Source organism: Agathobacter ruminis, assembly GCF_002735305.1.
In the GTDB taxonomy this organism is placed as follows: Bacteria; Bacillota; Clostridia; order Lachnospirales; family Lachnospiraceae; genus Roseburia; species Roseburia ruminis.
The window spans coordinates 1-19,629 of sequence record NZ_PDYG01000007.1; the positions used below are offsets into that span (position 1 = coordinate 1).

Here is a 19,629-nt window from a genome sequence, read left to right on the forward strand (position 1 = left end):
CATTTTTGCCACCGCAGGCTGTGAATGATGCAAGAATTGTTGCAGTGGTTAATAAAACAGCTAATACTTTTTTCTTCATAATTTCTACCTCTTTTCTTTTTTATACTAAATTCCTGGTTCTCAGGATTTTGTTTGAAATCAAATTGCCGATTCCCTGCGTAATCTGAACAAGTATAATCAAAATGTATACGCAGGCAAAAAGTCTGTCATGTTGAAATCTTTGATACCCGAATCGGACCGCAATATCTCCGATGCCTCCTGCTCCAAACATTCCGGCCAAAGCAGTCATGGAAATGACCGTTATCACTGCAACTGTGAATCCTCTTATAAGACCCGGCAGCGTTTCAGGTAAGATTACCTTGGTTATAATCTGAAAATTAGTGCTTCCTATAGACTTAGCCGCTTCAATCTTGCCTTTTCCAATTTCCAAAAGCGAGCTTTCCACAATTCTGGCATACATTGGAATACAGCTGGCTGCTATGGCAATGATACAAGCATTTGTCCCATAGGATTTGCCGAATATCAGCCTCGCCACGGGAATCATAAGGATAATCATTACCATTTGAGGAAGAGATCTCAAAATATTGATTATCCAGCCTGCGGTTATATAAGGTGCTTTCAGCGGAAGCAAACCATCCGGACAAGTCAGTGTAAGGAAAATGCCAAGTATAATTCCAAATATCAAAACGATAATTGAAGAAATGACCGTCATATATAATGTCTCTCCCACCGGAGCCACCAGATCTTTCCAGATTTCCGGGCTAAAGGATGCTTTAATTACTTCCCAAAGAGATGAATCAAGTAAACTCATATTCCCGCTCCTTCCGTCAATGATATATTCTGGAACTCCTCAAAAACTCTTGCAAATAAAGCTCCCGTCCGACTTTTCGGATTATTGAAAATTCCTGCGACCGAACCTTGCTCTATGATGGTACCTTCTTCCAAAACAGCCATTCTGTTACAACTGTATCTTATGGCATCCAGTTCATGCGTTATCATCAGTATGGTGATACCGGACTTTCGATTAATCTCTTTTAAGAGATCCAGAATCTGTATTGTCGTTTGAGGATCAAGCGCTGAGGTTGCTTCATCCGAAATCAATAGTTCCGGCTTGTTCACAAGTGCTCTGGCAATTCCAACTCTTTGCTTCTGTCCACCTGACAATCCTCCCGGATAAGCGTCCAATTTATCTGACAGTCCTACAAGTTTTGCTGTTTCCAAAACCCTTTCCTTGATCTGGTCCTTCGGAAAATCACTGATTTCCAGGGGATATGCAATGTTTCTGTAAACGGTTCTCGAATCAAACAAATTAAAATTCTGAAAAACCATTCCAATTTTTCTTCGTTCCTGCAAAAGCGCTTTCTTGTCCAGCGATAGAATATCTACTCCTCCAACCATAATGGATCCTGCATCAGAGCTTTCCAATCGGTTGATACACCTGGCAAGTGTAGATTTACCTGCCCCGCTAAATCCAATGATGCCATAGATTTCTCCCTGATTTACATCGAGATCTATCCCTTTAAGAACCTCAAGCGGTTCTCCATGCACGATAAATTTTTTCTGTAGATTTTTGATTTCCAGATAACTCACTTCTAGCCGTGACTGAAGGTTTCAGCCACTTCCTCCTTTCTACCTTTATATAGTTCGGAGTGTAAATCCTTCCCTTTTCCGGGAATTCCCAAAGCATCGGCTCTACAGTGTTTACAGTGTCTAAACACCTCAATGTATTTTTCTGCCTTTTTTCTTACTTCGCGTAAAAGTGTGCAGTCAGGAGCCGGCACATCTGCCATTCCATTTTGAGGAATTAGGGGAATAATATTCATAATAGAAGCGCCAAGACTCGAAGTGACTTTTGCCACCTCCTCAATATGTTCATCATTGATTCCGGGGCAAAGAACACTATTGATTTTCACCACAATACCAAGCTCTGTTGCTTTCTTGATACCCTTGAGCTGATTCTCAATCAGGAGCTTTGCGCCCTCCACTCCTTCATGTTTTACACCGTTCTCATCAATTACAAACTCGTTAATCTGAGCCTCAATCTCCGGGTCTACTGCGTTGACGGTAACCGTAATCGTCTCTATTCCAATCTTCGCAATTTCTTCTACTTTAGAAGGAAGGCAAAAACCATTTGTAGAGAGGCAATTAATTAACTCCGGATATTTATCCTTTACTAAGGCAAACGTCTTAAGTGCAGCATCTGTCGCCAGGGTATCTCCCGGTCCTGCAATGCCCACAACCGTTAATTCCGGACAAAGTTCCTTTGCACGCTCGATCGTTTCTATAGCCTCTTCCGGTTTCAGAACCAGAGAACTCACACCCGGTCTGATCAATGATTTATCAAATCTTCTTGTACAAAATCTGCATTGAATATTGCAGGTTGGACTCACAGGAAGGTGAATTCTTCCTGCAGTCACATTTGCGCTTTTGCTCATACACGGATGCTTCTTCTGTAGCTTTTCATAATTTGATGAACGCCTTTCCTTAGGCAATTCCGTATATCTTTTATCGATGAGTTTTACTTTTCCATATAAGAGATTTTCAATCACCTGTGAGATTGGCCTGTCAATATCAATCGCCTGAATATTCTTGCTTTCAAGAACCGTTCTGGCGCCTGCCCCGCTTTGCTCGGAGAATACTGCATGGCAGTCCTCGATGGCAGATGCCACGGCATCCATTCTTTCTGCATGATGTTTGTTGTTAAGAGCGGCTTTTTCCACAGCTCTTATCTCCACTCTTTCATGCTCTTGTTTTTCCGTGTTTATTTCATATATATCAAATCGCTCCGCAGCGCCAAAGTGTCTATCAATACTCTTTCCGTCACTGGTAGCAAATGCTATCCTGATTATCATTCTTATCACCAACCTTAAATTACATAGTTGTCCTTAAGATTCTCCATAAGACCAAATTCGATAAGAATTTCCTCTAATCGTTCCTGAGTCATAGGCTTTGGAATTACAAACTGCGTGTTATTCTCGATTGCCTCCGCAAGATGTCTATACTCTCTTGCCTGCGGATGTTCAGGATTATGGTCAATTACAGTTTTTCTGTTTATTTCTGCTCTCTGCACTTCGTTATCTCGTGGTACAAAATAAATCAACTGGCTTCCCAGTTCTTTTGCAAATGCATTCAAAAGATCATGTTCTCTGTCCACGTTTCTACTGTTACAAATGATGCCGCCAAGTCTTACGCCACCCTGTTTTGCATATTTCTGAATACCCTTACAAATGTTGTTGGCTGCATACAAAGCCATCATTTCGCCGGAAGCCACGATGTAAATCTCTTTTGCCTTACCTTCTCTGATTGGCATTGCAAAACCACCGCACACAACGTCACCAAGTACGTCGTAAAAAACATAGTCAAGATCGTCTGTGTAAGCGCCTAAGTCTTCAAGCATTCCTATTGATGTAATAATTCCTCGTCCCGCGCATCCTACACCCGGTTCCGGACCACCGGATTCTACACATCGGATTCCTCCAAATCCTCTCTTCATGATTAAGTCAAGATCATCTACCTCTCCTTCCTCGCGAAGGGTATCAAGCACCGTCTTCTGTGCCAATCCGTTTAGTAAAAGTCTGGTAGAGTCTGCTTTTGGATCACATCCAACTACCATTACATTTTTGCCAAGTTCCGCAAGTCCTGCGGTGAGATTCTGGGTGGTGGTAGATTTACCAATTCCACCTTTTCCATAAATTGCTATCTGTCTCATGATTCTCTCCTCTACTTTTTTTATCTGTAAGTTGCCAACACTCTATCGTAGATATCCTCGATTGCTCTTAATCCACCTTCGTAACCTGTGTAACCGCAATTCATAATTAATCGGTGTTGTACAGGAACTGATATAATTAACAAATCGGCATGAAGCTTATCTGCCAGGTTCTTATCCCATGAGCTTCCAAGGATCAAAATTCTCTTGTCCTCATAGTTTTTTGCATCTTCCTCGAGACGCAGCTGGTTCTTACCTGCATCCGGATCAAACACAACTTCCACAGTTCTCTTCTGAAGAATCGATATATTATCAAACTCTTCTTTCACACGATCCTGATATTTTTCCGGGATATCATCCACGATGTATTGTGGCCCCGGGATAATTCCAAGCTCATTGAGCAAAAACTTTGAAAAGCCCAAGGCATATGAACTGTCCGCGATCGTATATACCCTTCTTGGAATTCCATATCTGAATTCCAGCATGAAATCTGCCATTTTCTCAATATGGGCATAATACTTTGCTTCCTCTTTTTTGATATAGTTTTCAACCCTGATTTCATCGAGGTGTCCGAACTCTGCCACACTTCTCAGAAATCTTGATGTTTCAATGGCACCGATCGGAAGATATGGAAACTGGAGAAATGGTTGTCCGTATTTAACCTTTAGATGTTTTGCAATCTTCACACCTACCCAGGGACCGATGACAATATTGAATTGTGCATTCGGAATCCGTTTCCACTCTTCTACTCCGTCTGATTCATTGCCGAAAAGAATGTTGACTTTCAGTCCAATATCGGTAAGGACTTTCTTGATTCCCTCAAGGTTTCCGCTCCAATATGGATCCTGATAAGGAATGGATGCGAACACATTGACAAGTCCCTCTTCTTTTTCATCGCTATACTTAAATTTGTCCACATATTGATCAATGATGGCATTTACAAGTCTTTCATGGCTTGCATAATTATTGCTTCTAAAGCCACCCTCTTCTACATAGACAATCGGCTTGTCCTCTTCCTGGAATTCTCCGGTAACTGCTGCGATATCATCTCCCGTAATTGCTGCAGTACATCCGGTGAGAACCACATAGATATCTCCATCAATTACCTTAAATGAATTCTCTATCACACTCCGGAGTTTTTTCTCGCCTCCAAATACAACATCTGCTTCTTCCGCATTGGTACATGGAGCTGTAGAGCCTCCTGCATAGCCTTCTCCCTGTCCAATCAGTCTTGATATCTGGCCTCCGCATCCGGGACCGGAATGAAGAATCGGTACTCCTTTTTTTATTGCTACAACACTCTGGCATGAGCCCAAAGCGCAGGTAAATCTTGGTTGTTCAATCGTTCCTGACATTTTATGCTCCTTCTCTGCAACCGCAACCTTTGCCACCATTCTGGAAATATCCCGGCTCTTGTGTTAACCACCACTCGGTATAAGGGTTGGATGCATGTTTTGAAAAATTCTTAATAAATTCGATAGAATCAAGGGTTTCATCGATTCGCCTTGCATAGTTCAGTGCGCCTTTGTATCCGATACCGAATTGCTCGTCTCCGATCAGAAGTGTCGGGATACCAAGCTTTGCACCCCAAAGTGTCATTCCACCATGTCTTGCCATGATGAAATCCGGTTTACTTCGAATTAAAGCATTCACAAGTTCACAACTTTGTTTGTTGCAGACTCTGTAATCCTTTACATCCCCGTATGTGGATACCGCATGGGCAAGTACATCCATGTTTCTATCGCCACTATCGTAAATAGGATCATGATGAAAAACACTTGCTCCCACTACATCAAACCCTAATTCTCTAAGGAGATGAATGAGCGCCTGACCATGGGCTGCTCCCGCAGTAACATAGGCTCTCTTACCTTTGAAACGTTCCTTTAGCTTGTTGATTTCCGGAACATATTTTTCGTGTCCTTCTCTAATCAATTCCTCAGCCACATCTTCTTTTCCAAGTACTTTTCCGAGCGCACGCAGCCATCCATCCGTTCCATCAATTCCATATGCCGGAGGCGCTGTAATCTCCGGGACATCATATAACTGGCTTAAGCCGGCTCCCATATATGTAGAAAGTGATGGACAAATATGAATCGTAGCCGCTGCCTCACTACAATGCTCCAATTCCTCAATCGAAGCAAAAGGCATAATGTATTGCGCTTCGTATCCAAATCTTTCAAAAATCTCATCGAATACATGGCTGCCCCAGAAGTTCACTACATTAATCTTATTTGTCTTCTTTGTAGGCGGTTTCACAATTCCTCTAAGTACTGTGTGATAAGCCGCATCGAATCCTGTCGTCCAAACTTTTGATCTGAATCCCTCACATGAACATGTCACAACAGGAATCCCCAATTCTTTCGAAGCCTTCTCTACAACCGATTCGATATCCTCCCCAATAATTCCGGAGGCACATGATGTTGTCACAAAGATTGCTCTGGGTTTCACCCTCTCATATGCAATATGTATTGTTTCTTCTAACTTTTTTGTGGCTCCAAATACAGTATCTTTTTCCTGAATGTTTGTAGAAAAATATCTGCCAATATCTTCCGGCAGATTTCTTTTCTCCTGCTCTACCCTAAAAGTAAAGTTAAAATCCGAAAACTCTCCAGCGCATCCGATCGGTGCATGATTGATTACCGCCACATCCTTAATCATTGACAACTGGCAGAACGCCTGCTGTGCATTACAACCAAGGCACTGTGAAAATTTTCTTTTTGCATCTTTTAGTGTTCCGGCTTCAGATTTCTGCACAATCTCCGAAGCAGTACCCGTAAATGCATTAATGGTTCCTAGTCTTTTTTCTCTGATTACCACATTAGGTTCTTCAATGTTGATTACAGACATTTCCCTGCCTCCTACTTCCTTTTTCTTGTCGGCGAATTTATTAAGTGTGATTATATCGGTTAGTAGATAACTTGTATAATACCGGCTCTTTATCATCGGTTATCAATTTTGTTTATGGTGAATGCAAAAAAAGAACAGCTATCTAGCTGATAGCTGTTGTTCTTGATTTAATATACTTTCTCCCATCCCCAAAAGTTTAAGGATTGTGCCAACCGGGACACCAGACCCCGTCCTCAATGGCGAGTGAATTGCGTTGTCGATGTCTTGCTGCGTTTCTAAAATATCTGTGCTATGGATCGGGCTATTCATTTGCACGAAAAACACATAGCCTTCGACCCAGATATTGACCGCATGCTTTCGCAAATATGTGGCCACCCAATGCACCTGGCGTTTCATCTGCTTAATCGGATTGCGGAATGTCTTTACATAAAAGCGACCGCCGGCTGCGAGATTCTGCTGCACCCATTCTTCGTCCTCTTCCTCGCCTACCAGCGTTCCCTGAAGATTTTTCACTTCAATGATGAATACCCCATTCGGGTTTACAACCACCAAATCGCATTCCACCGGATGTTCATCCACCACCAATTGCACATTTCGAAGCAAATGATCCTCCGGCCTTAAAATCTCTGATACAAGCATCGCCGCTGCCATCTCGCCTCTACGACCTGCGCGGCGCTGCTCCGTTTCAAAGGCAAACGGGCGTCTGCCTCTTCGCCTGTGCCTGCCTCTTCGCCGACACAATTCCTCCGGATCGTGTAGTGATTGCACGATTGCGCCAACAATGGCCAAAATGACAATACAAATTGTAATAATCGACATAATATTATACGCTTGCACGCCAAATCCTCTTTCTACATTGTACCGGTGTTTACAATCCTGTTCACCAGGCGCTCATTCATCGGCAAAAATATTCCCGCAACCGGGCCGACAAGGGCTATGCTCACAAGCGTGCCCAACACATTCCTTTTAAAGGCATTTGGGTTCCGGCTTCATGTGTATAGTCCATAAACGAATTAAATTTCTGAAACTCGTCTCTAGCTTTCTCATCCTCCGCTTAAATCGCCACACTCTTATTTGCCTTCTGAATCAGATTAGCAGGAATCTTATTCTTTAGATGCCATACAAAACTGATCGGCTTGCTTCCTTCATGGCTTACATAATCCGCATCGCCAAGAAAAACATAAGAAGATGTATGTGTTCCCGTCTTTTTAAATTCACGAACAAAAAGTGAGATATGATTGTTATTCTTTGCATGCTCGATATAACGCTTCGCTGTATTGCTGTCAGCAGATAAACCACTTTGTGTTTGCCAATGAAACAGTTCTTCATTTAGAGCATAATCATCATACATTGTAGATGGCGAGAAATCCTTTTCAGATTTATTCAAATTAATTAAAAACAAATCTGTTTTCTTATCTTCCAAGTACTTTACACCTTCTCTGAACTCCGGTGCCGCCAACTCATTGTAGTAACCATATGCAGCCAATATCTGTCTCGAATTATAATTGCAATGAACTTCCAACGGACATTCATATTGATAACTATTTTCCCTTGGCACAAAATCAATATGCTTTAAATTGTATCGCAGAATCTGAAGGATTTCGTCTTTCACAAAATCATATTGTAAGATATCCGCAATCGCTTCATTCATATTTGGATAACCTTCTTTTGCCGGCTCCTTTTGATAGAAAGAATAATAAAGCATATTTCGCATTAATCTTTCTCTTTCAGACTCAGGCATCTTATTGGTTTCAATATAAGCAATCCAATATTCCAATAACGTTTTGGAATTCACAAACAATAAACTTGAAAACTTCTTGTAAATTGCATTATCAACATCCTGTGTATCCGCAATCAAGCCTGCCCACATTTTCAGTCGATGCAAGGAACGCGAACCATCACTTCGATAGAATTCAATCAAATTTATCCCATGATAATCCAGGAAATAATCTAATGTCAGCGGCAATGAAGTATCTTCGGTAAAGTGTTTCACCTGATCAATTAATGTTCTCTTATCAACTGCAGTTTGCTTCAAATTAGAAAGAACATATTCCTTTGCCATTTTTTCCAATTGAATATAGCAACCTCGTGGCAGCGATTCGAAACCTGTTTCAATTTCTTCCCGCACCGATTTTCTGGACTTGCCAATCATGCTCCGGAATTTCATGCTGAAATTATATTTCTTATGCGCTTGTCCAATAAAATCAAGCACAGTCAAGCATTCCTTATCCGGATGCAATCGCAATCCTCGCCCCAATTGTTGGAGGAATACCGTAGCACTTTCCGTTGGGCGAAGAAATAATACAGTATTCACTTGTGGAATGTCTACGCCCTCGTTATAAAGATCAACTACAAATATAAATTTAATAGTTCCATCAACTAAGTCTTTCTTCGCATCCGCGCGAATATCATCTACCGATTTTGAAGACAACGCAATGGACGGCACACCATGTTCATTGAAGTATTTCGCCATAAACTCAGCATGCGCAATAGACACACAAAATCCCAAACCATGCACTTCACTTATGTCATTGACATACTGAAAAACTGTATTCAATACCAGGGATGCACGTTTGGTATCTGCAGTATATATTCTCTCAAGCTCATTGATGTCGTATTTTCCTCGCCAGGTCAAATGACTGTAATCAATAGAATCTGATACTCCAAAATACAAAAAAGGACTCAAAAGCTTTCTGTCAATCGCTTCTCCCAGCCTCATCTCCGAAGCAATTCGTCCGTCAAAATACTCTGTAATATCCTTCCCATCAAGGCGCTCCGGAGTCGCTGTTAATCCTAATAGAATCTTTGGCTTATAATAGTTCAATAAGCCGCTATATGAATTGGCGGCTGCATGATGAAATTCATCTACTATAATGTAATCATAATAATCGTCTGAGGTTTGATTTTGAAATCCAGAAGAAACAAAAGACTGTATGCTCATAAATAGATGATCAATCTGCTTCGGCCGATTACCATCCACATACAAGTCACCAAAATTAAAGTCATTTAAGACTTCCCGAAACTTCTGAATACTCTGCTCTAATATTTCTTTTCTATGCGCAATAAAGAGAAGCTTTGCATTCGGATTTTCCTCACGAAATCTTCGAAAATCAAATGCGGCAATTACAGTCTTTCCAACACCGGTAGATGCCACAACCAAATTCTTGTAATGTCCGAAAATATTTCTTTCAGCCTCTAGATTATCTAGAATCTCTTGCTGATACGGGTATGGCCGGATGGAGCATAGTAAATGCATCTTGGAATTCTCAAAATTTGAGATTTTTGCCAATTCTCCGCGAAGTTTGTCATCGCATTCTTCATCTAAGTAATCAAATGTTTCAAAAGAAGAATTGTTCCAATAACTTTCAAATGTCACCTGACATTTTTTTACAATATCAAATGACTCCTGCTCCGTCACTTTAACATTCCACTCAAGCCCTTCTGTCAAAGCTGGATTCGAGAGATTTGAAGATCCAATATACACCGTAGAAAAGCCGGTATTTCGCTTGAAAATATATGACTTTGCATGCATTCTAAGCTGATTGGTTTCATAGTTAATCTTAATCTCTGTATTTGGAAGCTTTGACAATTCGACAATTGCCTTATAATCAGTTGCCTTCATATACGTTGTCGCAATCACACGAAGCCTTGTTCCTTCGCGCGAGGTAAACTCCTTCAAATCAGGCATTATCTTTACAATTGCGCTCCATTTAATAAAAGATATTAACAAATCCACAGAATCAGAGCTTACTATTTCCTTTTTGATTTCAGAAAGCATGGTCGGTTCCTGCTTTGCCCCTGTAAACAATGTACTTTCCAGCAAAGAAGTTTCCGGGCGGACTACCTTCATATTTGAGATAGCTCTTGCAGTGTTAATCTTTTGATAAAGTGATCTTAAAATCTCCCCTTTTTCAAGAATTTTTAAATCATCAAAATCTTTTTCTCCGGTAGCATTGGTAATCTCATCAATAATGCTATTACACAATTGAATCTGTTTTATCAATGCCTCTTCCGAATCTGCCTTGCTTGATCCATATCCATCTCGCACATAACGAAGACCTTTTTGTAAAATGTAAGAAATATAAATCGTCAAGACTTTACGCGCATCATCTGCATCTAATTTATCTAGATCAATGTCATATGCCGAGATATCTATTTGGTTTAACTCGTTTTGCAATTTTGTATTTATAATTTGTTCGTAAATTCCGTCGTTAATCAAAGTTGTCACCTCGCCAAATGATTCTATAGTTTTTTGTTTCTTTTTCTCAGAAACACCAATTCCTCATCGATGAATTTAAAATAATCTTCTACTGTTTTAGGATGCCCTCGATTAGTAAAATTAAATGTTATATCTATCATTATTCTAGCCTAATGTTATTGGTTTGATCAAATCAAACTATGTTTAATTTCTTTCAGCTTCTCTTCTCCCACAGCTTTGATCCGTTCATCAAGCACCGCAAATATGATATCAATTTCATAGTCCGGATTCGATTCCAGAAAATCTCTGCATGATTTTATTGCTATTTTCCATGCTTCTTCCAGCGGATATCCGAAGATTCCGGCTGAGATGAGCGGGAATCCGATGGAGTGCAACTGATGTTCTTTTGCCAATAGTAGCGATTTTTGATATGCGCTGTACAGCAGTTTTGCTTCGTCTTGTTTTCCTCCGGTCCATCTTGGTCCGACAGCGTGGATCACATGTTTTGCGGGAAGTTTGAATCCCTGTGTGATGACTGCGGATCCTACATCGCAGTGGCCGATTTTGTTGCAGGCTTTTGTCATATCTTCTGCACCGGCTTCGCGGAATATATATCCGCATACGCCGCCTCCTTCCCAGAGGCCGGAATTTGCTGCATTTACCACAGCGTCTGTGTCCAGTTTTGTAATACCGATCTTTTGAATTGTAATTTTACTCATATGCTTTTCCTTATCTGGTCAATCAATGTGATATCCGCCGGTAACCAATCGACTTCGTCGAGTTGTTCTTTTGTAAGCCATCGTGCGGCTTCGTGTTCTTTCAGTACCAAGTCGCCTTTTACGATTTCGCTCCAAAAACAGTCCATGGAGAGGTGAAAAGTTGGATAATCGTATTCGATGGTGTGAATGAGTTCACCCACTTCTATTTCTGTGTCCAGTTCTTCCATGATTTCACGCTTTAATGCTTCCTGCGGGGTTTCTCCTGCTTCGATTTTGCCGCCCGGAAATTCCCATCCGCCTTTAAAGTCTCCGTATCCTCGCTGTGTTGTAAATATGATTGGTTGACCGCTTTCGTTTGTCGCTTTGATGACTGCTGCGACGACTCTGACTACTTTCATTTTTCCTCCGCTGATTCCATATATTCTGCCTATTCCACTACTTCATATTACATTTTCATGAACGATCTTTCCATACTTCATCACACTTTTATGAACGAACTTTTCCGGATTTTTACATTTTTATGAACGAACTTTCCGCGCTTCATCACACTTTTATGAGCGATCTTTTTCAAATTTTTACATTTTTATGAGCGAACTTTCCGCACTTCTTCACACTTTTATGAGCGAACTTTTTGATTCCTGCTCTATTCCGCATACCTGGACCAGGACAAATCCGGCAGCAATTCCTCTGCGATTTCCTGTCGAATCTCTGCTTCTGTGTCCAATACATGTTGCAGATTCCGTTTCTGATAGAAGTCTCCTTCCATCAGGCGTTTGTAAAACAGGTTCTCGGCTATGCCCATCAATTCCTGTGCTTTGAGCAGGTCTTTTTCCACGCCGATGCCTTTGTGGTAGCAATCTCCCATGCGCATGTAGACATCCGCGCCGACTGCCGGAAGTGCAGCCTCCGTCATGGTTTCGAGGCAGCGCTCGTAGATGCGAAATGCTTCTTTTGGGTCTTTTTCGACATAATAGCCGTTTTTGTAAAAGTCGCCGACCTTATAGAGGGAGCGCAGGTGTCCGTCGAGGGCGCCTTTGAGGAAGTATTGGAAGGCTTTCTCGTAATCCACTTCTCCGGTGCGACCATAGTAATAAATGTAGCCCAGATTTTCGGTCGCCTGTCGCTCACCGGCCAAGTCTGCCAGATGATAGTAGTACGCGGCTTTCCCGTAATCCTGCTCGCCGGCACGGCCGGTGTAATAGAGCGATCCGAGGTTTGTCATGGAGTCCGGATCTTCATTCTCGATTCCATCCATGTAAATATCGATCAACAATGCGGCAACCTGCGGGTGCATCGGATAAGCGGCATCTGCTTCATGAAGACCGCAGGCAGCGTCCTCCTTGAGTTCGTCCACATCATAATAGGATGCTTCATCAAGTAGTTCTATGATTACGGCATCGCTTTCCGGATATCTCTCATCCGTTTCAAGGATTTCTTCGATTTCTTTCAGTCTTGCAATCAGTTGTTCTTTGGTTTTAATCTTCATATGAGCCTCCTTGCTGATATATGCCAGGTTTTCTGTTCATTTGTATTGTCGCTCATATTCTGTCCTATTTTTAGGACAACTAAGCCCTGATTGTTACATTCACAGCATGTATTGCCCGTAATGTGAATTCAGATCATGCATTGACGAATCCGTATGGCGGTGTATAATAAATTTAGTGCTATTTGATTGAGCAAAACTTACGCAAATATGGAGGTTTTATGGAATACCGATTGAACAAGCAAGGGGATCCGATTTCCATTTTGGGATATGGATGCATGCGCTTCACAGGGCGCGGCAGCTCCATTGATGTAGACAAAGCGGAGTCGGAAATCATGGAAGCCTATCGCAGTGGCGTCAACTATTATGACACGGCATATATCTATCCGGGCAGCGAAGCAACTTTAGGAGAGATTTTGCATCGCAACGGCATTCGGGAGAAAGTGCAGATTGCCACGAAGCTTCCACAGTATCTGGTCAACGCACCGGGTGCTTTGGACAAATACTTTAACGAGGAGCTGCGCCGCCTGCAGACCGACTATGTCGACTACTATCTGATGCACCACCTGACGGCCAAAAGCCAGTGGGACAAGCTCGTGCGTCTTGGCGTGGAGGACTGGATTGCAAAGAAAAAGGCCGATGGCAGTATCCGACACATCGGATTCTCGTATCACGGGAATACGGAAGATTTCATTGCCATACTGGATGCCTATGACTGGGATTTTTGCCAGATTCAATACAATTATGTCGATGAGCATTCTCAGGCCGGTCGCGCAGGACTGATGCATGCCGCAGAAAAGCACATTCCTGTCGTTATCATGGAGCCTCTGCGCGGTGGCAAGTTGGTCAACCTGCTTCCTGCAAAAGCAAAAGAAGCGATTGCTGCTTATGATAAGGGATTTACGCCTGCAGAGCTGGGTCTGCGCTGGCTTTGGAACCAGCCGGAAGTCACCTGCGTACTTTCGGGTATGAATTCGATTGAAATGGTTCGGGAAAACTGTCGTATCGCTTCCGATGCGCATGCCGGCAGTTTTACGGAGGACGATTTTGCGCTGATCGAGGCAGTCAAGACTGCCATCTCGGAGACGGAGCTGGTCGGCTGTACAGGCTGCCGCTATTGTATGCCATGTCCGAAAGGTGTGGACATTCCGGCGCTCTTCCGTTGCTATAACATGACGACGCTGGAGAGCAAATCTGCCGCGCGCTTTGAATATGCGCAGACAGTTGGTCTGAAAGCCGACAAAGGATTTGCAACACAGTGTGTCAACTGTGGCAAATGCGAATCGCACTGCCCGCAGTCCATCCCGATCCGGCAAAAAATCAAAGAAGCCGATCGTGTGCTTCGCCCGTTCCCTTACAAAGTCGGAATTCAGATTGCCCGCAAATTTATGTTACGAAAATAAAAAAATACCTCGGAAACTTCCGAGGTATTTTTTCGTATTTTACATATGATTTAAGGATCACTCTGTATTTAGCGAGCGCGCTTGACCGTCACCTTAATCTTTTTGGTTGCAGCCTTATATGCACCATTTGCTGCTACCTTGATGGTAATGGTTACAGTGCCGGAGAAGTTCTTTGCAATGGTGATCTTGCCGTTTTTGTCAACTTTGACTTTCTTGTTGCTGCTGACATAGGTAATCTTTCCTTTGCCCTTCTGCTTTGCGCCAATCTTAACGCTCTTTGCCTTCTTCGAAGAAGTCACCTTGATATTTTTTGCGGTGATCTTGTTTGTAAGGCCCTTTACCGTAATGGTTACGGTCTTTGTTGCTGCTTTGTAGTTGGCGGTTGCCGCTGCAGTGACGGTAATCTTGACGGTTCCGGCAAAATTCTTTGGAATGGTTACTTTGCCGTTCTTGTCCACCTTTACCTTGCTGTTTGCGCTCTTAAAGGTCACTTTGCCTTTTGAAGCCGCACTCGCAGTAATCTTGACGCTTGTGCTCTTGGATGTTGAAGCATTTACGGTAAATGCGGTCTTGTTGACCTTGATGGTTGTGGCTGCTTTTGCAATGGTAAAGTGAACCGTCTTGCTTCCTTCATAATCACCTTTTCCTGTGATGACAACCGTTGCGGTTCCCGCATTCATATTATTGGAATAAGACAATGTATAATCCGTATTTGCCACAAGTGTTTTCCCGTCATATTTTACGGTTACTGCCGGCTTGATTGCGCTGCCGGTGTAGGTCTTTGCCGGAATTGCATTTACTGTGGCTTCTGACAGGTTACCGCCGATGCCGGCAAGTCTGAGCACTTCCTTCTTGGATGCGTAGGCTTTCAAATCAATTGCGCTGGTGTAAACCTTTGATGCATCGGCAATCGGGATGGTGTCTGTCTGCGGAGTTCCATGGTCGCTGAAGATGACATTGAATCCGGCAGCTGCAGGCTTTGGTACATCATAATACCACCAGTCGCTATCGCCTTCTCTCGTAGCGGCTCTGCCCGGCCATGATCCACCGGAGAAGTTCTCGGTGTCATCCCATGCCCATACATATGGATCTGCCCATCCTTCGCTGTTGTAGAAATAGACTCTTGTGGAGATGCCCAATGCCTCATATACTCCTGTCTGAGATGCATATCCACCCTGCACGGATGCGCCAAAGAATACATTGGTCGCATTTGCTACGGTCTGTACTACCTTGTTGGTTGTGCTTTCACTGCTGCCATCATGGAATGTCAATGCAAATGTGCCTTCTGCATTTTTGATCAGTTCCTTTGGCACATCTACGGAGAACCAGTCATTTCTGCCGGCTATCATCTGTACGCCCGGCCAGGTGCCGAAATCTTCGTCGCTGCTTCCCTCTGCATAAGCATAGACCTGATTCCAGCCTTTTTCGTTGTAGAACTGAACAGTTGCCGGTGCTAAAAGCACATCGCTTGCTGCCTGCTTGGAAGTAAATACTTCGCCCTTTGTACCTACGAAGAAACGGCTCTGAATATCGCTGACAGCGAGGTTTGGTGTCTGCTTTCCGTTGTTTCCGTTGTTGAAGATAATATTCACATTGCTTCCCGGTGCTGCATTCAATCGAATCTTGTACCAGCCGTCGTCTTCCTGTGTTGCAGTTGCTCCCGGCCATCCGCCGAGATTGACATCACCCCAGGTGTAGACGCTGACCTGGCCCCAGTCGTTTGCATCATAGAAGTATACATCGGTGAAGTTTCTTCTGCCGGAGACGCCCCATACATCTTCCGGATCATCCATGGAATCATAAACGGTTGCAGCCAGCTGATCGCCGGTCTGTGCAATGTCAAGCGATACATAGGTCTTTAATACCCCGTCATCGCCTTCTGTCAAATCGGATGCCGTGATTGCAATATTGCCTGTCTGCACGCCATCATGGTTAAAGATAATCGAAAAGTCTTTGACTTCCAAAAACTTTACATCTGCGCGATACCAGAATGCGCCGTCATAGCTGATTGCGGTTCCCGGCCATCCACCAAACAATGGTGTTCCGTCCGACAGATATGCATATGCATTCACGCTGTCCCAGTTCTCGGTATTAAAGAAATATACCGATACGAGCTGTACGCCAAGTGCTTCCTCTGCTTCTGCTTTGGATGCATACACACCGGTTCCGGCTGCGTAGCGGCTGCCGTTTGATGTGATGGAATATGCATCGCTTGTCTGATCGCTTCCGTTTGTAAAGGTAACTGCAAAGTCCGTCTCCGGAACCATGGCACTCCACCATCCGTCACCGTTGTTGGTAGCAGGATACGTATCCTCTCCAACCACTGCTTCGACCGTATTCCAGTTGTCTGCATTGTAATAAAATACTGCAGTTGCTTCGTCCTGGCTTAATTCAGAGAGAACCACCACCGATCTTGCAGGCAGGTCTCCGTTTAAAATGCCATTGCTTACGGTATAGATTTCATCCCTGCCGGATACCATATTGACATAGGTGCCATCGGCAAGCTTTGTCTTACAATCGAGTACCACGGTTGAAGTAGAGCCGTTTACAATCACTGCACCCTCTGCTGCACTTGTGATGTCGCTTCCACGCTCAATCATGATGGTCTGCACGTTTCCGTTCGGATTGCTCAGAGCTTCTTCTTTTCCGGACATTGCTGCGCGGAATTTGTTGACTGCCACCACTTCCGGTGACTTGTATTCATCATTTCCGGCTGCGCCGAGAACATTGTCACCCCATGGATTCTCTGCGGAGCTGTTCGCTGGTCTGCTGAAAAAGAGTGGTGTGCCGTCTTTTCTGGCACCGATGATGGCCCATCCGAGACGAACGTCTTCATCATTGATCAGCTTCCAGCTGTCTTCTCCGTCATTGCAGTAATTGTCATGTGACTCTACCCAGGTCACCAGCTTGTTCGGGTCAGCAATATATGCGCCTTCATCGCTGATGCGGTAGTCTGCAATCTTGTCTACCGAAAAATCCTTGCTGGACAAAGCGGTTCTGATCGCAGCTCCGTAGTTGCTGGCAGTGGTTCCGCCAAGCATTTCCTGATATGCAGCGGTACGCTCATTACCTTGCAATGTCTCGCCATAAACGAACAGATCTGCATAATCCACATCCTCGCCGGCAGCATTCTTGCCCTTCTCATCAATTGCTGCCTTCATGTTCGGATAAAAGGTATTTCTGTCCTGATCCTCATATTCTGCAGGAACCGGATCATCCGGCAAAGCGATATGCTTTGCGGTATCGATTCTAAATCCGTCTGCTCCGCAATCGAGACAGTCCATGAGGAATTCATAGAAGTACTGCTGGAATCCAGCATTCTCTGTATCCACATCCAGCAATCCGTCATAGGTATATGTGGTGCTTACGCGTCCGCTGGCATTTGCGATGGACTTATGAAGCAAATCCTCGAAGCTGCCGCCGGCCGCATCCAACAGATCCTGCGACACCTGATCTTTCGACGGTGTCGTATGGTTCGGAAGGATATCTACAATCACGCTTACCCCATAGCGATGTGCTTCTTCGCACATTGCGATAAATTGATCTCTAGTACCCAATTGGTAATTTCCGATTTTCCAATCGGTTGGCTGATAGTGGTAATACCACATGCCCGATCCATGAATCTGCAACGCCGGATGCGTGCTGAGGCACTCATTGATCGGTGATGTCTGCACGGCAGTATATCCTGCTGCCGCAATGTCTGCCATATTGGCTTTGATGGTTTCAAAATTCCAGCAAAACGCATGCAGGATTGCTCCGTCATGCACTTTTTGGCGCGCTGAAACCTGCGCTTGTGATTCTGCAGCATAAACAGCTTCTGCAGAATTTGGCATCAGACCATTCATGCCCGGTAGTGGTGTTCCAACCAGAACCGAGAAGCTCAGTCCGACAGCCAAGAATTGTTTCAACCAATTTCTCCTGAATGTCATGTTGACCTCCCATACTTTTTTTCTCGTTTTTCTAGCATAGCATCGCGCATTTGTTTCTGCTTATCATATCCTGCCGATTCGTTGCACTATTTTATCTTTCCGCCGCCCCAATGGTCATAATAGTGTTATTGGCATACAAAAAAGCTGCCGCATATGCGACAGCCTATCCTATCCGAGCTTGGAGACCTTACGATACTCCTGCGGTGTAATCCCTTTTAAATTTTTGAATCGTTTGATGAAATAACTGATATTGTCATATCCGCACTGAATGGCGATATCAATCACTTTCTCATTGGTATTGCTGAGCATTTCGGATGCTTTCTCGATTCGAATCTCATTCATATATTCGGTCAGCGTCTTGCCCGTCATCTTCTTGAAATATCTGCACAGATACTGCTCGCTCATGCCCATATAGTCCGCCACATCCGAAATTTTCATTTTGGATGTGTAATGCTCGCGGATATAGGTCGCTGCCTTTTTGATATTTTCGACCTGATATCCTTTTGCCTCCGCCATGGTTTCTGTCGCGGTCAGCAACTGATGTTCATACAGCAGCGAAAGAATCTCCGCCAGATACAGCTTGACCTTGAGATTCGAGGACGCCTTTTTCTTACGCGCTTCCGTCAACGCCTTCTTGTACAGCGGCAAAATCTCCGGCCAGATTTCATCCTCCGGATACAAAAACGGTGGCAATTTCACCTTTTGGTTAATCAGTGGCTCAAGAATCACACGCTGCGACTCATCATACCACTCAAAGCTGAGCATCCTGCAGTCAAACACCAGCGCACTTTCGCGTTGCCCTCTGCGCAGGCTCAGCCCGTGCAATACTCCCGCATCCACAAATGCCAGTGCCGGTCCTTCTACCGTATAGTCCACTGAATTGCAACTAAATGCGAATGTGCCTTTCTCGAAATAAATCATTTCGATCTCTTTGTGCCAATGCTGATTGACCGTATAATCAAATTCTCCCGTCCATACATAGTCTGCCAGCGGAAATGCAGCCGTGCCATGGCTGACATTCTCCTTAAAATCCTTCCATTCCACAATGATACCTCACCACATCTAAAACCCTGAAAATACAATCTCCCGGACAATCCCGTTAACCGGTTAACCATCCTGCCCAAATTATACCTTCGAATCCGCCACCTGTCAATCCGCCACCCACTCAATTTCCCACTTGCCCCCTCTTGCTCTGCAGCGCCTGCCGGCCCCTGCCTACCGACCTCTACCTACCGGTCAGCACATGATAGGCGCGAAAGCTTAGATTCTCCAAAGACGCGCAAGCTTCAAGAGGTTGTCCTTTCACCGATTTTGCACTTCGACAAACTGTCTTTTCATCGCAAA

Annotated in this window: 14 protein-coding genes; 1 reads left to right on the plus strand and 13 read right to left on the minus strand. The window is 43.8% G+C overall.

Features of this window, described 5'->3' with window-relative positions:
* Positions 1 to 100: 100 nt before the first annotated feature.
* The 11 genes from CSX02_RS02380 to CSX02_RS02430 form a co-directional block, all read right to left on the minus strand.
* Positions 101 to 811: a methionine ABC transporter permease gene (locus tag CSX02_RS02380; RefSeq protein WP_031542760.1), complete on the minus strand. Its 711-nt coding sequence runs from the start codon at positions 809 to 811 to the stop codon at positions 101 to 103.
* Complete coding sequence (locus tag CSX02_RS02385; RefSeq protein ID WP_099385493.1) at positions 808 to 1,590, minus strand: methionine ABC transporter ATP-binding protein; 783 nt, start codon at positions 1,588 to 1,590, stop codon at positions 808 to 810. Before CSX02_RS02385 ends, CSX02_RS02380 begins: the two co-directional genes overlap by 4 nt.
* A 2-nt stretch (positions 1,591 to 1,592) precedes the next feature.
* Complete coding sequence (locus CSX02_RS02390) at positions 1,593 to 2,852, minus strand: radical SAM protein (protein ID WP_099385494.1); 1,260 nt, start codon at positions 2,850 to 2,852, stop codon at positions 1,593 to 1,595.
* Positions 2,853 to 2,866: 14 nt separating this feature from the next.
* Positions 2,867 to 3,709, minus strand: a complete 843-nt coding sequence (gene nifH, locus CSX02_RS02395; protein WP_099385495.1) for a nitrogenase iron protein — start codon at positions 3,707 to 3,709, stop codon at positions 2,867 to 2,869.
* A 20-nt stretch (positions 3,710 to 3,729) separates the two neighbouring features.
* A complete protein-coding gene (locus CSX02_RS02400) occupies positions 3,730 to 5,100 on the minus strand; it encodes a nitrogenase component 1 (RefSeq protein ID WP_330399401.1) in 1,371 nt (456 codons plus the stop codon).
* Positions 5,063 to 6,553 (minus strand): nitrogenase component 1, encoded by a 1,491-nt coding sequence (locus tag CSX02_RS02405; RefSeq protein WP_099385496.1) that lies wholly within the window; start codon positions 6,551 to 6,553, stop codon positions 5,063 to 5,065. Before CSX02_RS02405 ends, CSX02_RS02400 begins: the two co-directional genes overlap by 38 nt.
* A 138-nt stretch (positions 6,554 to 6,691) precedes the next feature.
* The gene (locus CSX02_RS02410) at positions 6,692 to 7,390 is read right to left on the minus strand and encodes a nuclease-related domain-containing protein (RefSeq protein ID WP_143248123.1); all 699 of its coding nucleotides are present in this window, start codon (positions 7,388 to 7,390) and stop codon (positions 6,692 to 6,694) included.
* A 217-nt stretch (positions 7,391 to 7,607) separates the two neighbouring features.
* Entirely contained in the window at positions 7,608 to 10,781 is a 3,174-nt protein-coding gene (locus CSX02_RS02415) for a DEAD/DEAH box helicase (RefSeq protein WP_330399402.1), read from the minus strand.
* Between the two features lie 158 nt (positions 10,782 to 10,939).
* Entirely contained in the window at positions 10,940 to 11,470 is a 531-nt protein-coding gene (locus CSX02_RS02420) for a macro domain-containing protein (RefSeq protein WP_099385499.1), read from the minus strand.
* Entirely contained in the window at positions 11,467 to 11,868 is a 402-nt protein-coding gene (locus tag CSX02_RS02425; RefSeq protein WP_099385500.1) for a (deoxy)nucleoside triphosphate pyrophosphohydrolase, read from the minus strand. The genes CSX02_RS02420 and CSX02_RS02425 overlap by 4 nt, the downstream gene beginning before the upstream one ends.
* Positions 11,869 to 12,113: 245 nt before the next feature.
* Positions 12,114 to 12,956, minus strand: coding sequence for a tetratricopeptide repeat protein (locus CSX02_RS02430; protein WP_099385501.1), 843 nt, complete (start codon positions 12,954 to 12,956; stop codon positions 12,114 to 12,116).
* A gap of 218 nt (positions 12,957 to 13,174) precedes the next feature.
* Here CSX02_RS02430 and CSX02_RS02435 point away from each other — a divergent pair, with 218 nt between their 5' ends.
* Positions 13,175 to 14,356 (plus strand): aldo/keto reductase, encoded by a 1,182-nt coding sequence (locus tag CSX02_RS02435; protein WP_099385502.1) that lies wholly within the window; start codon positions 13,175 to 13,177, stop codon positions 14,354 to 14,356.
* A gap of 68 nt (positions 14,357 to 14,424) precedes the next feature.
* Here the strand turns inward: CSX02_RS02435 and CSX02_RS02440 are convergent, their stop codons facing one another.
* Positions 14,425 to 18,264 (minus strand): starch-binding protein, encoded by a 3,840-nt coding sequence (locus CSX02_RS02440; protein ID WP_189281289.1) that lies wholly within the window; start codon positions 18,262 to 18,264, stop codon positions 14,425 to 14,427.
* A gap of 189 nt (positions 18,265 to 18,453) precedes the next feature.
* A complete protein-coding gene (locus CSX02_RS02445; RefSeq protein ID WP_099385504.1) occupies positions 18,454 to 19,329 on the minus strand; it encodes a helix-turn-helix transcriptional regulator in 876 nt (291 codons plus the stop codon).
* Positions 19,330 to 19,629: the final 300 nt, after the last annotated feature.

Bases quoted from the DNA above. Each gene is read 5' to 3' on its own strand.
- CSX02_RS02400 (WP_330399401.1), bottom strand. From the start codon at position 5,100: ATGGTGGCAAAGGTTGCGGTTGCAGAGAAGGAGCATAAAATGTCAGGA.
- CSX02_RS02430 (WP_099385501.1), bottom strand. From the start codon at position 12,956: ATGAAGATTAAAACCAAAGAACAACTGATTGCAAGACTGAAAGAAATC.
- CSX02_RS02390 (WP_099385494.1), bottom strand. From the start codon at position 2,852: ATGATAATCAGGATAGCATTTGCTACCAGTGACGGAAAGAGTATTGAT.
- CSX02_RS02380 (WP_031542760.1), bottom strand. From the start codon at position 811: ATGAGTTTACTTGATTCATCTCTTTGGGAAGTAATTAAAGCATCCTTT.
- CSX02_RS02435 (WP_099385502.1), top strand. From the start codon at position 13,175: ATGGAATACCGATTGAACAAGCAAGGGGATCCGATTTCCATTTTGGGA.
- nifH (WP_099385495.1), bottom strand. From the start codon at position 3,709: ATGAGACAGATAGCAATTTATGGAAAAGGTGGAATTGGTAAATCTACC.
- CSX02_RS02420 (WP_099385499.1), bottom strand. From the start codon at position 11,470: ATGAGTAAAATTACAATTCAAAAGATCGGTATTACAAAACTGGACACA.
- CSX02_RS02425 (WP_099385500.1), bottom strand. From the start codon at position 11,868: ATGAAAGTAGTCAGAGTCGTCGCAGCAGTCATCAAAGCGACAAACGAA.
- CSX02_RS02405 (WP_099385496.1), bottom strand. From the start codon at position 6,553: ATGTCTGTAATCAACATTGAAGAACCTAATGTGGTAATCAGAGAAAAA.